General features: G+C 34.7%; 13 protein-coding genes. 12 read left to right on the top strand and 1 reads right to left on the bottom strand.

Features of this window, described 5'->3' with window-relative positions; all coding sequences use genetic code 11:
• The first annotated feature begins 105 nt into the window (after positions 1–105).
• The 5 genes from ACFOUY_RS12555 to ACFOUY_RS12535 all read left to right on the top strand — a co-directional run bounded on the left by ACFOUY_RS12555 (position 106) and on the right by ACFOUY_RS12535 (position 5,020).
• Positions 106–1,749, top strand: a complete 1,644-nt coding sequence (locus ACFOUY_RS12555; protein ID WP_378961065.1) for a glycine--tRNA ligase — start codon at positions 106–108, stop codon at positions 1,747–1,749.
• A gap of 182 nt (positions 1,750–1,931) precedes the next feature.
• Complete coding sequence (locus ACFOUY_RS12550) at positions 1,932–2,807, top strand: DUF6252 family protein (RefSeq protein WP_378961063.1); 876 nt, start codon at positions 1,932–1,934, stop codon at positions 2,805–2,807.
• 53 nt (positions 2,808–2,860) lie between these two features.
• Complete coding sequence (locus ACFOUY_RS12545; protein ID WP_378961061.1) at positions 2,861–3,709, top strand: ThuA domain-containing protein; 849 nt, start codon at positions 2,861–2,863, stop codon at positions 3,707–3,709.
• 55 nt (positions 3,710–3,764) lie between these two features.
• The gene (locus ACFOUY_RS12540) at positions 3,765–4,169 is read left to right on the top strand and encodes a helix-turn-helix domain-containing protein (RefSeq protein ID WP_378961059.1); all 405 of its coding nucleotides are present in this window, start codon (positions 3,765–3,767) and stop codon (positions 4,167–4,169) included.
• An 86-nt stretch (positions 4,170–4,255) separates the two neighbouring features.
• Positions 4,256–5,020, top strand: a complete 765-nt coding sequence (locus tag ACFOUY_RS12535) for an SDR family oxidoreductase (RefSeq protein WP_378961057.1) — start codon at positions 4,256–4,258, stop codon at positions 5,018–5,020.
• Between the two features lie 216 nt (positions 5,021–5,236).
• On the opposite strand, the gene ACFOUY_RS12530 is transcribed toward ACFOUY_RS12535, so the two are convergent.
• The gene (locus ACFOUY_RS12530; protein ID WP_378961055.1) at positions 5,237–6,433 is read right to left on the bottom strand and encodes a C40 family peptidase; all 1,197 of its coding nucleotides are present in this window, start codon (positions 6,431–6,433) and stop codon (positions 5,237–5,239) included.
• A gap of 148 nt (positions 6,434–6,581) precedes the next feature.
• Here ACFOUY_RS12530 and ACFOUY_RS12525 point away from each other — a divergent pair, with 148 nt between their 5' ends.
• The 7 genes from ACFOUY_RS12525 to ACFOUY_RS12495 form a co-directional block, all read left to right on the top strand.
• The gene (locus ACFOUY_RS12525) at positions 6,582–7,271 is read left to right on the top strand and encodes a CAP domain-containing protein (protein ID WP_378961054.1); all 690 of its coding nucleotides are present in this window, start codon (positions 6,582–6,584) and stop codon (positions 7,269–7,271) included.
• Between the two features lie 128 nt (positions 7,272–7,399).
• Positions 7,400–8,920 carry a catalase gene (locus ACFOUY_RS12520; RefSeq protein ID WP_378961053.1) on the top strand — a complete coding sequence of 507 codons (1,521 nt, stop codon included), beginning with the start codon at positions 7,400–7,402 and terminating at the stop codon, positions 8,918–8,920.
• A gap of 92 nt (positions 8,921–9,012) precedes the next feature.
• Complete coding sequence (locus tag ACFOUY_RS12515) at positions 9,013–9,513, top strand: GtrA family protein (protein ID WP_378961051.1); 501 nt, start codon at positions 9,013–9,015, stop codon at positions 9,511–9,513.
• Positions 9,514–9,958: 445 nt separating this feature from the next.
• Positions 9,959–11,737 (top strand): aromatic amino acid hydroxylase, encoded by a 1,779-nt coding sequence (locus tag ACFOUY_RS12510; protein ID WP_378961050.1) that lies wholly within the window; start codon positions 9,959–9,961, stop codon positions 11,735–11,737.
• A gap of 50 nt (positions 11,738–11,787) precedes the next feature.
• A complete protein-coding gene (locus ACFOUY_RS12505) occupies positions 11,788–12,489 on the top strand; it encodes an SDR family NAD(P)-dependent oxidoreductase (RefSeq protein WP_378961049.1) in 702 nt (233 codons plus the stop codon).
• Between the two features lie 74 nt (positions 12,490–12,563).
• On the top strand, positions 12,564–12,950 hold the full coding sequence (locus ACFOUY_RS12500; RefSeq protein WP_378961048.1) for a DUF4870 domain-containing protein: 387 nt from the start codon (positions 12,564–12,566) through the stop codon (positions 12,948–12,950).
• Positions 12,951–13,183: 233 nt separating this feature from the next.
• Positions 13,184–13,687 (top strand): C40 family peptidase (locus ACFOUY_RS12495; protein WP_378961047.1); only part of this gene is annotated, 504 nt, incomplete at its 3' end.

Below are 13,687 nucleotides of genomic sequence, written 5' to 3'. Positions count from 1 at the left end.
AGCTCATTGCGCTTAGTCCAAAATCTAATACATCTAAACCCTGCTCAAAAACCTTCAACCTTATACCTTTAAACCCTCCACCTTTTTATTATCTTTGCCTCCATTATGGCTCAAAAGAATAACGACGAACAATTTAAAAATGTAATATCACACGCTAAAGAATACGGTTTTGTGTTTCAAAGCAGCGAAATATATGATGGCTTAAGTGCCGTTTACGATTACGGCCAGTTAGGGGCCGAGTTGAAAAATAATATTAAATCGTACTGGTGGAAAGCCATGGTACAAATGCATGAAAACATTGTAGGGATTGATTCTGCGATTTTTATGCACCCAAAGGTTTGGAAAGCAAGCGGACACGTTGATGGTTTTAACGACCCGATGATTGACAATAAAGATTCGAAAAAACGTTACCGTGCCGACCAGTTATTAGAGAATAAAATTGATGAGCTTTATTCTGAATTAGCCAACTTCTCTGCAGAAAACAAAGCTAATTTTGAAGAGTTTCAACAAGAAATATTAGGATTAAGTGATGAAGGACAAGCAGCTTGGGTGCCAAATTTTAAAGATGAAATGACAATTTTAGATAACACTAAATATGCTTTCGTTGATGAGCCGAGCTGGAAATTTGTTAAAAAAGGTTTAGCACTTGAGGTTGAAATGAACCTGGCTTTAAAATCTGAAAACTTAGCACAACTGAAAGACTTAATTGTTGATTATAAAGTAATTTGCCCAATTTCTAAAACTTCGAACTGGACTGATGTTCGCCAGTTTAACCTAATGTTTAGCACACAATTTGGCGCCATGGCAGAAGGCAGTGATGAGGTTTATCTTCGTCCGGAAACAGCGCAGGGTATTTTCGTTAACTTTTTAAACGTACAAAAATCGGGAAGAATGAAAATTCCTTTCGGTATTGCACAGATTGGTAAGGCTTTTAGAAATGAGGTAATTGCCCGCCAGTTTATTATGCGTATGCGTGAATTTGAACAAATGGAAATGCAATTTTTCGTTCGCCCGGGTGAAGATAAAAAATGGTTTGAGTACTGGAAAGAAGCTCGTTTGAAATGGCACATGGCTTTAGGTACTTCACCTGAAAAATATCGTTACCATGACCACGTTAAATTAGCACATTATGCTAATGCAGCAACAGATATTGAATTCGAATTCCCATTCGGATTTAAAGAAGTTGAAGGTATTCACAGTCGTACAGATTTCGATTTAACACAACATCAGGAATATTCGGGCAAAAAATTACAATATTTCGATAACGATTTAAATGAAGATGGCAAACCTTACGGAAACTATGTTCCTTACGTAATTGAAACTTCAATTGGTTTAGACCGTATGTTTTTATTAACCATGATTAATGCGTTTGAAGAACAAGATTTAAGCACAGAAGATAAACAGGATAGCCGTACTTTATTACGTTTGCATCCTGCTTTAGCACCATATAAAGTAGCTGTTTTCCCTTTAACGAAGAAAGATGGCTTACCAGAAAAAGCTCGTGAAATTATGGATACTTTGAAATTTGATTTCAATTGTATTTATGAAGAGAAAGATGCTATTGGTAAACGTTACCGTCGTCAGGATGCTATTGGCACACCTTTTTGCTTAACAATTGACCACCAAAGTTTAGAAGATAATACGGTAACGATTCGCCATCGCGATAGCATGGAACAAGAGCGTGTTGCCATTGCCGATTTGGGCGACATTATTGGTAAGGCGGTGAGCTGGAAGAATTTATTGGCGTAAACTGTTTTACCATAAAGAAAACAAGTTGAATTTTTAATATGAAGTCGCAGGTGTAAAGCTTGCGACTTTTTTATTGGAGACAAATAAAAGTTTAAAAAAACTTAAAATAATTTTCGATGGAAGCATTGTTAAATTATTTTATCTTAGCGAACTAATTCATTAACCCTTAAAAATTTGCGCTCGTGAAAGTATCTTTCAAATTATTTGCATTGGCATTAATCTGCCTTTTCTTTACTCAATCTTGTAAAAAGGTAATCGATTATCATCCTGAATGGAATACCTCATCAATGAGTGCAAAAATTGATGGTATTTTATTAGAATGTACACTAGCAACCGCTCAATTTTATAATATTGGCACACAAACTAGTGTTCAAATTTCTGGTATTAAGGAAGTAAGCGGATTTAGCTTAATGATAAATGATTTTAAAGGCGTTGGCACTTATAGTGTTGCCGATAATAATATCGCTACGTATCTTTCTAGCAATACAGGACCGTCAGAATCTTACATGGCGAACGCTATTGGAATGATAAAAATTACGAGCTATACTGATCAAAAAATAATTACGGGCACTTTTGAATTTAAAGGCGAAAATGTAGTTACCTCAGCGGCTAAAACAATTAGCGAAGGGAAATTTAGTATAAATTTAGTTCCGATTAAACTTCCTGAAACAAATAACGGCACAAATAATTTAACGGCCAAAGTAGATGGAGTTGTAATGGGTTTTACTGGCGAGGCCGTTTTGGTGAACCTTCCTCCTATTGAAAATGTTCTATCCATATTAACAATAAATGGCGAAAAGCATATGGCATTTGGAATTGTTGGATACAAAGGCGTTGGTACTTACAATTTGGAAACTGATGGAAATGGAGGATATAAAAAAGACCAAACACCGAGTGGTTCGTTTTCTTCAGAAAGTGGAACTTTAGTTATTACCAGCGATGCAAATAATAGAATAAAAGGAACTTTTGCTTTTAAAGCTCCGAATGACGATAGTTCTATAAAAACCTCGGTAAATGTTACAGAAGGGTCTTTTGATTTACCTTTCAGTAAAAAATAAGATCTACTTAAAATAGTTTCGGTTGAACTAAAAAGTTATCTTCATTTAATGTAATGAAAACGATAAATTTTAGAATATTATGTTTGCTATTACTTTGCTTTTTAGCAAGCCCTGGCAAAGCTTTGACAAAAAAGCCCAAATTTAAAGTGATTGCTTTTTATACAGGTAAAAGCGATTTGGCGCACATTAGTTTTGTAAATGAAGCCAATAAATATTTCCCAAAAATGGCAGCCGAAAATAATTTTAGTTACGATTCGACCTCTAGCTGGGATAATTTAAACACAGAATTTCTTTCAAAATACCAGGTTGTATTATTTTTAGATACCAGACCAGAAAAACCCGAACAGAGAGCTGCCTTTCAAAAATATATGGAAAATGGCGGAGGATGGATGGGTTTTCATTTCTCTGCATTTGCATTAGAAAAATCGGCTTATGATATGAACTGGGATTGGTATCATAATACTTTCTTGGCTTCTGGTGCTTATGGCAGCAATACCTGGCAACCAACTTCTGCAATTTTAAGAGTCGAAGACAAAAAGCATCCTGTAACAAAAAACCTTCCAGCAACATTTAAATCGCAACCAAACGAATGGTATCGCTGGCAAAATGATTTAACAAAAAATTCTGCCATCAAAATTCTATTAGCTATCGATTCTACAAGTTTTCCTTTAGGAACAGGTCCAAAACAACATGAGATTTGGAAAAACGGTTATTACCCGGTGGTTTGGAGCAATAAAAATTACAAAATGGTTTATGTAAATATGGGTCATAACGATATGGATTATCAACATAAATATGACAACACAAACAAAACGCTATCTTTTACTTTTGACAATGAAATTCAAAACAATATGATTTTGAATAGTTTACTTTGGTTGGGTAGAGGTAAAAAAATAAAGTAATCGCTCACTTAGGCATCATCTGTTTTATATTTGATAAGTTATAAAAATATTAAAGATGAAAATTCCACAGAAATTCTTTGCTCGCCAACATGAAATTGCAGCCGATTATTTAAAAGAGTTGGATAAGCATCTTGATGATATTGTTTCTGGAAGAGCTATAGAAATGTTTGAGGTGCGGGATTTTGCCTCACTATTACACGTACATCCTACTCATTTTAGTAACACAATTAAATCTGCAACCGGTCATTCTCCTTGTTATTTTTTTGAAGAACGCTTGATGGAGATATCTAAATCGATGTTGCAAAACGTGAGTACCCCAATTTCTGAAATTGCCAGGATTTTAACTTACGACCCATCAAACTTTACTAAGTTTTTTAAACACTTCGAAGGCAAAACACCAAAGCAATATCGCGAAGAATATTTCACTTCTTTAGCAAATAAGGAAATTGTCACCATATAAAACTTAAGCTGTCACCATTTTAACTTAACTACTCACCATTTTTACAGCAAGTTTCCGTTTAACTTTGTTTATCAAATTAAAAGAAAATGGAAAAACAGAATAAAATTGTACTCGTAACTGGTGGCAGCCGAGGATTGGGTAAAAATGCAGCCATACATTTAGCAAAAAAAGGTTTAGATGTAATTCTAACTTATCAATCGAAGAAGGCTGATGCTGATGAAACCGTAAAAGAACTTAAAGAACTTGGTGTTAATGCTGCTGCTCTACAGTTAGATGTTGCCGATAGTAAAACTTTCGATACTTTTTTTATTGAAGTTAAATCGGTTCTAAAATCAGTTTTCAATGCAGAAAAATTCGACTATCTGGTAAATAACGCTGGTATTGGAATTCATGTTCCATACGCAGAAACTACCGAAGAACAATTCGATACCTTAGTAAATATACAATTTAAGGGCGCCTTCTTTTTAACACAAAAAGCATTAGCTATTTTAAATGATGGTGGCGGTATTGTAAATGTATCAACAGGCTTGGCTCGTTTTGCATTACCTGGTTATGCGGCTTATGCATCGATGAAAGGTGCTATGGAAACGCTAACAAAATATCAGGCTAAAGAATTGGGCGCTAGAGGAATTAATGTAAACATTGTTGCTCCAGGTGCCATTGAAACTGATTTTGGAGGTGGTGTTGTTCGTGATAATGAGCAAATGAATAAAGGTATTGCTTCTCAAACGGCATTAGGCAGAGTAGGTTTGCCAGATGATATTGGCCCTGTCGTAGCGTTTTTATGCACCGAAGAATCAAAATGGATTAATGCACAACGCATTGAAGCTTCTGGAGGTATGTTTTTGTAGATAATTGTCACATTGAGCTTGTCGAAATGCGTCGTTGTTCTTCGACAAGCTATCAATGAAGTTATATAAACTGATGTTTTAAACCATCTTAGGCATCTAAGGAAATCTAAGCTTAAGTAGTCTTACACTTCTCTTAAATGGCTAATTCTATTATACAAAGTCATTTATATTGATTTTTATGAAATAAATTAACCCTCAGAATGACATACCTATACTTTACTTCCCATACCAATCATGTTTATCCACTCTGGTAATTTCTGGTTTACCAATTTCAGTTAAGTACCTTTTTGCACTTACTAAAGTTTTAAATTCACGTTCATCATAGTTAGGTGCGGTTGGTAACAAACTACTAATTTTAACCATTCCTGCCGATTGAATAAATTCTCCATTACCCATATAAATCGCCGTATGTGTTACTCTCCCACCAATTGTTCCACGAAGTTTGGCTGCAGCAAAGAAAAGTAAATCACCTGCTTTTAGGTTTTTCAAACACTTATCAAGGCTGGTAGAGTCGCTTTCAAGTACATCCACATCTAAACCTGCCAAAGCTTGCTGTGAAGCATCCCTTGGAATTACAATTCCATTTAAAAAATAGCTTGTTTTGGTAAAACCACTACAATCAACCCCTTTTATTGAAGTCCCTCCCCATAAGTACGGAACACCAATTAATGTTTTAGCCGTAGTAAGAATTGCTTCTGCATTCGGATTTGGTCTTTTTTGCCATTCGGAAAATAATTTTGCATCAGTTTTTTTTATATAACCAATTCTCTTATCAGGAAAACTAACTTTATAGAAAGTCTTTTCCTCGCTGGTTAAAACTAAAATATTACCTTTAACTAAATCAGAAACTCTGGTAGAATTTACATCAGCTTTGCTAAAAGCATGACCAAAATCTTGTGTAAAAATTATTCTTTTTGATTTCTTCCAGGTCTCAAAATCACTCTTTTTCATCAGGCTTACAGCAGTTCCATCGGTATAAGATAAGTAACCGTCGGGTGTACGTACCAAATAAAAACCGCCTTGTTTCTTCAAAACCTCAACAGGTGTTCCTAAAATCATTTGAGTCATCATTTCAGCAGCATTTTGTGGTGCAGCCCGATTGTTGCAAACAGAAAGATTTGCTAAACCATACTCAAATTCATTTAAGTTTTTAGCAGGCAACAACGAACTTACCTTTATAAAGCCTGCAACTTCTTTTGCTTGTTTATCTAAAGCATTCAAAGCTTCGGTTGATGTGCTTTCTACAAAAATAGTGTCAGCTTTATACTGCGTATTGAAATAAACCGAACGTTTATCTGGTGCATATTCCTTTTTAACCTTATTAAAAATAGTTCTAAAGTTTGCCGTATCGATTTGTGCTTTCAAGGAAATTGAAATCAATAAAAAGCAAAACACAATAATTAGTTTTTTCATGGATGACATATAATGCTAAATTACAAATAATACTTTTTTACAATCATTTAAAAGCTGTAACTAATTGCTTACCAAAACCTATGTCAATTTAAAAGCATAAGCCATCAAAATAAATAATTTTAAAAGGCGTTATTCATCAAAACCCTATATGTTTCGCACAATTATTTGTTTGTTTTTTATACTGGTAATCAGAGCCAATGCTTTTGCTCAAAATTGGACTGATGCAGAATTTAATAAAGCAAATACTGCAGCAAATGCAGATTATTTAACCAATGAAGAGAAAAATATTGTGCTCTACATGAACCTCATCCGCCTTGATGGCGAAAAATTTTATTACACTTTTTTAGAAGATTACATTAATAATTACAATGCAAAAGTTAGAAAATACAGGAATTATAATGATTTAAAAATCGCACGGAACAACTCTTATTATCTTTCTCTCCTAAAACATGTTACAGGTGTAAAAAATCTTTCTATGTTTTATCCTGATGAGAAATTAACCGCATTGAGCCGTAACCATGCGCTAGATTTGAGCAGAAATAATTTAGATACCCATCAGAGCAGTAATGGCGATAAGTTTTCAAAACGCCTGGCTAAAGAATTCCCAAATAAAGCTATGAGCGAGAATATAGATTTTGGCTATTCTAATAGCTTGGATATTGTGTGCCATTTGTTATTAGATTGTGGTGTTCCATCGCTTGGCCATAGATTTAACCTACTCGACCAAAAATACAAACTGAATACAGTTGGAGTAAGCATCCAACCTCACCCATCGTACACTTGGTGTGCAGTAATAGATTATGTTTCGCAACCTACTTTTTACACCAACAATCATTAAAATTTATTAAATTTAGTTAATTCAATTTTTTAATAAAACATATCAATATTATCTATGTTGCGATAGATAATAACAGTTTGCTTTAGCGGTTAAATAACCTCAATTTTATATTAGCAAAAACATAAACTATGAGCGAAAAGAAAAAACTTACTTCAGCATCGGGCATACCGTATGCAAGTAATGAGGATAGTATGACAGCCGGCCCACGTGGCCCAATATTAATTCAGGATTTCATTCTACATGAAAAAATGGCTCATTTTAATCGTGAGCGCATTCCAGAAAGAGTTGTACATGCTAAAGGTTCTGGCGCTTATGGCACTTTTACCGTTACACACGATATAACAAAATATACAAAAGCAAAACTTTTCTCTGAAATTGGTAAACAAACCAAAACTTTTTTACGCTTTTCTACAGTCGGCGGCGAAAAAGGTTCGGCAGATAGCGAGCGTGACCCACGCGGCTTTGCTTTAAAATTTTATACCGAAGACGGTAACTGGGATTTGGTTGGAAATAATACACCAGTTTTCTTTGTAAAAGACCCTAAAAAATTTGGCGATTTTATTCATACCCAAAAGAGAGATCCGCAAACTAATATGAAAAGCCCAACTATGATGTGGGATTTCTGGAGCTTAAATCCTGAAAGCTTACATCAGGTTTTAATTTTAATGAGCGATAGAGGCACGCCATTTTCTTATCGCCACATGGATGGTTTTGGTAGCCACACTTTCTCTTTTTACAACGATAAAGACGAACGTTTCTATGTAAAATTCCACTTCAAAACAAAGCAAGGCATTCAGAATTTCACTAATGATGAAGCAGTGGACATGAAATCTCAAGACCCAGACCATTCTCAACGTGATTTATTTGAATCGATAGAAAGAGGCGAATTTCCAAAATGGACTTTAAAAGTTCAAATTATGCCTTTTGAAGATGCTAAAACTTATCACTTAAATCCTTTCGATTTAACTAAAGTTTGGCCGCATGGCGACTATCCTCTAATTGAAGTTGGTGAATTGGAACTAAATGAAAACCCAGATAATTATTATGCTCATGTAGAACAAGCAGCATTTGCACCCGCACACGTAGTAGATGGTATTTATTATTCGCCAGATAAAATGTTGCAAGGTCGTATTTTATCTTACCCGGATGCACAACGTTACCGCTTGGGTGGTAATTACGAACAAATCCCAGTAAATCGCTGTCCGTTTATGACAAATAACTACCAACGCGATGGCTTAATGGCTGTAAATGGAAACGGCGGTTCTAACCCAAATTATTTCCCTAACAGCTTTGATGATATTGAAGTTGACGAAAGTTATAAACAACCAGCCTGGCCTTTAGATTCGCTTATGGCTGACCAATATGACAGAAACGCAGAAGGTGAAAATGACCATTATACACAACCAGGAAATCTTTTCCGTTTAATGGACCCAGAGGCTAAAAAGAACACCATTGCAAATATTGTCGGTGCAATGGGCGGCATTAACGGTCCTAAAAAAGATGAAATTGTTAACCGTCAGCTTTGCCATTGGTTTAGAGCCGACATGAATTTAGGCTTAGGCATTGCAAAAGGCTTAGATCTAAATTTAGACAAGGCGATGGAAGGCATGGTTCATCCAGATCCTGCACATAAAGCTACAAACAGTTAATTAATACATTTTAAGTCCTGGTTTTAAAACCAGGACTTTTTTGTTTTCTAAATATTTAAAAAAAATTACCTTTGCAGGCTTAGGTACAAATAATGCGCAAATTAATATTAGCAATAATAGATTTTTTTCACCCTCCGTTTAAAAAACATATTTCTTTACACAACTTCAGATATTTGGCAACCGGCGGCGGAACCTTGTTGTTGGGTATACTAAGCTACTATTTTGCCTACTTTTTTATTTTCAAAACAGAGGAAATAAATTTTGGTCTAATTGTAGTTCAACGGGAAACAGCATCATTGTTTGTCGATTATCTTGTTGCCATTCCTACCAGCTTCGTGCTAAATAAATACGTAATATTTACGCACAGCAAAATTAAAGGCAGAGTTCAACTATTTAGATTTTTAAATCTTCAGGTAATTAACATCCTCGCCAACTACGTATTATTAAAATTCCTTCTCGAGCTTTTAAGAGATTATCCAACCCTTGCAATGCTTTCTAGAATTGCTGTTTCTATTTTAATGGCCCTTTTTAGCTACATATATCAACATTACTTTACTTTCAGTGTTAAAAAAATAGGCGATAAAAAGCATTAAATTATTCGAAAAGCAAATTACTAGGCTTTTAGGTTATAATAGTCCCGCTTTCGTTTCAATTCCCGATAAATCGAGATATTTCCACACCAATCGGGTTTAGGTGGCTAAGTTTGTAATTCCATTATCGGTCAATTGCAAAAAAACCAGCAAATTTGCACAAACCTGAGTTTTACAAACAGGATGGCAGCGGTATCTTTTTGGCTTTTTTGAGAGAAGCGAAAGAACAGCCAAAAAATTTAGCGAACAGCGTGGCTGTATTTTCAAAAGAAATACTGCCAAACATTTTCAAATCATTCGGAATAAAATTTTAAATAATGCCATTTAACCAAACATTTGTTTCCAAAAAACCTTTATTAATAGGTGCGGTTAATTTAAGCCTGCACTTTCTTGCTTACTTAAAACCAACACACTAACTTAGTTGCCAACCAACTTATTTTCATAACCTATGAGCCATTTTAATGACTTTAATAATGCGCAAGTGGCAAAATTGCCTAACCATTTAAAGCAATTTATTGTAGATCAGAATTACGAGAAATACACACCAATAGACCAGGCTGTTTGGCGTTATGTAATGCGACAGAATTACAGTTACCTTAAAAATGTTGCTTATTACCCGTACATAAAAGGTTTGCAGCGAGCTGGCTTAAGCATCGAACACATCCCCGATTTGCAAACAATGAATAATAATTTGGGCAAAATTGGTTGGGGTGCCGTTACCGTAGATGGTTTTATTCCGCCAGCTGCTTTTATGGAATATCAGGCTTATCGCGTATTGGTTATAGCGGCTGATATTCGCCAAATTAACCATATCGAATATACTCCAGCCCCAGATATTATTCATGAAAGTGCTGGCCATGCACCAATTATTGCAGATACCGATTACAATAATTATTTAAGCTATTTTGGTTCAATTGGGGCAAAAGCTATGTTTTCGGCGAAAGATTTTGAGCTTTATGAAGCCATTAGAAAACTTTCTATATTAAAAGAAGCGGTCGATACAAATGAATATGATATTGCCAAGGCAGAGAAAGAACTTCGTTACATAAACGAAAATATGGGCGAACCATCAGAAATGGCTTTACTTGGTCGTTTACACTGGTGGACAGTAGAATATGGATTAATTGGTTCGCTTGAAGAACCAAAAATTTATGGTGCCGGCCTGCTCTCTTCTATTGGGGAAAGTGCAAGTTGTATGAATACTGAAGTGAAAAAGCTTTGGTACAATAAAGACACCATTAACTATGCTTACGATATAACTAAAACTCAACCGCAGCTTTTTGTAACCGCTACATTTCAGAATCTAATTGATGTTTTGGAAGAATTTGCAGACACTATGGCTTTTAGAAAAGGCGGAACAGAAAGCATAATGAAAGCAATTGCCTGTAAAAATGTTGCAACGGCAGTTTACAGCTCTGGGTTACAAGTTAGCGGCGTGTTTACAGATTTAGGTGTAAGCCCAAATGATGATATTACTTTTATTAAAACTACAGGGCCATCTGCTTTAGCCTTTAATAACAAACAACTTCCTAAACATGGAAAAAATTATCATGCCGATGGATTCTCGTCGCCTGTTGGTAAATTAAAAGATGCTGAAAAACTATTAGAAGATTATACAAACGAAGAAATTAAAACTTCGGGGTATTATGCAGGTGGGAGAACCCAAATGATTTTTGAAAGCGGAATTAAAGTTGACGGTAAACTAGAAAATATTTTAAGAGAAAGCGGAAAAGCCATTTTAATTACTTTTAGCGATTGTACCGTTACAGAGAGCAATGGCAATATATTATTTAAACCCGAATGGGGCATTTATGATATGGCTGTTGGAGCAGAAATTATTTCTGTATTTAATGGTGCGGCAGATAAAGATGCTTATGAAGAAATTACTTTGATAAGCGAGGCAAAAACGCATAAAATTGTTTATGATGAGAAAACACTGAAACTGCATAATTTGTATGAAGAGGTTAGAACGATAAGAGAGAGTGGAAACAATATTGATAAGCTTACCAGTATTTTTGAAAAGCTGAAAACAAATCACAGACAGGATTGGCTTTGTGCACTAGAAATTTTAGAACTTGTTTATCACAAAAAAATCTACCATCAACTAGAAAAAGAACTACTTGTATATCTGGAGATTAAAGCTGGAAGAGAAGCTGAACATACAAAATTGATTAACGATGGTTTGCATGTAATCAAAAATCCTGTTAGTCAATTAATATCAGAATAGTAAATTTGCCAAAAGATTCGGCCACAAGAATCTATTTAAAAGAATTAAAAATGAATATTATAATTACAGGTGCTAGTAGCGGAATAGGTTTCGAAACAGCTTTGGAACTTAGTTTACATAACAACAATACAATTGTAGCTATTGCCCGCTCGGCAGACAAATTACGCAAGCTTTTAGAAATTGCTAAAAGCATTAATCCCGATTGTACACTTTTACCTGTAGAATTTGATATTGTAAATGATGATTACGCAGCTTTAATTCCTTTTTTAAAAGAACGTTTATATACTATTGATATTCTGATAAATAATGCAGGTGCTTTAATAAATAAACCTTTTTTAGAAACTACTGAAGAAGATTTAGGCGAAATGCTCCAAAGTAATGTTATCTCTCATTTCAGAATGATACAAAACACATTACCATTAATGAAGAGTGGGGCTCATATTGTTAATATAGGTAGCATGGGTGGCTTTCAGGGAAGTGTTAAGTTCCCAGGTTTGGCCGCATATTCGGCTAGTAAAGCTGCATTACATACATTAACAGAATGCCTGGCTTTTGAATTAGCAGAAACGGGTATTAAAGTTAATTGTTTGGCTTTAGGTTCAGCACAAACGGAAATGTTAGAAACAGCTTTTCCAGGTTATCAAAGTCCGGTTATGGCGTTTGAAATGGGAAAATATGTGGCTGACTTTGCTAAAACGGCGCATAAATTTTTTAACGGAAAGGTATTACCAGTAGCGGTTTCCACTCCATAAAATAAAAACCATTGATTTTAGTCAAATTATTTGTTATTTAGAGTATTGGTAATCAATAAACTAAAACAAACTCTATGGAAACAAACAACCCTTTTCAAACAAATCCAACCCCGGCAGACAACGGCAAGACAGCTGCAATTGTAAGTTATTTCTGGTTTATAGGCTGGTTAATCGCCTATTTTGCTATGTATAAAGATAACAAGACAGACTTAGCTCGTTACCAGCTTAGACAAACGTTATTATTTCATATAGCTACAACAGTAATTAGCTGGGGACTTTCTATTTTATTCGGTATTTTATTGGTTTCATTTGAAGTTTTCTCTATTATCTACCTTTTAAGAGTTGTACAACTAGGCTTTTTAATCCTTTGGATTATTGGTTTAATTGGAGCAATTAACGGAGAGAAAAAGCCAATTCCATTTATGGGGGAAAAAGCACAAACCATGTTTTCTAGTATTTAATGTTAAAGTGCTTTTTATTATTTGGATTATTGGTTTAATTGGTGCCTTTAATGGAGAGAAAAAACAAACGCCATTAATTGGAGAAAAAGCACAAACAATGTTCCCAAGCATTGAATTAATCATAAGTCGAGTAATTTTTAAGCCCCAATGTTATGTTGGGGTTTTTATATTTAATGCTCATTTTCAACATTTTAATACCCTTAAAATATTTTTCATACCTTTGGTGTCAACATATGAAGAAAATATTAGTCGTAATTTCGTTTTTCATTTTGTCTGCAACTGCAGGAAAAGCACAATCTACCATACCTGCCGAATATCAGGAAATGGTTAAAAAGCTGGTTGCAAATCTTCCTAAAAAGGCTGAGGAATCGGTAAAAAGATCAGATAATACAAGCTCAGAAACGCTTATCGATTTTGCAAAAAGTATGCTTGGCATTCGTTATCGTTATGCTACAAGTAACCCTAAAATAGGTTTCGATTGTTCTGGTTTTGTAAGTTATGTTTTTAGTAATTTCGGTTTTAAAGTTCCTCGTTCATCAAGAGAATTTAGTTCAACAGGTAAAGAAACCAGTTTAGAAAACGCTAAGGTTGGCGATGTTTTATTGTTTACCGGAAGTAATTCTAAAGTTAGAAGAATTGGGCATGTTGGTATTATTTATTCGATTGGTGATGACGGCATTAAATTTATCCACGCTTCATCCGGTAAAGCACACGGCGTAACCATTACCAATTTTGAA

Origin of the sequence: Pedobacter jamesrossensis (assembly GCF_042650905.1) — a bacterium.
Taxonomy (GTDB): domain Bacteria; phylum Bacteroidota; class Bacteroidia; order Sphingobacteriales; family Sphingobacteriaceae; genus Pedobacter; species Pedobacter jamesrossensis.
This window is presented reverse-complemented; position numbering and strand designations above follow the sequence as displayed.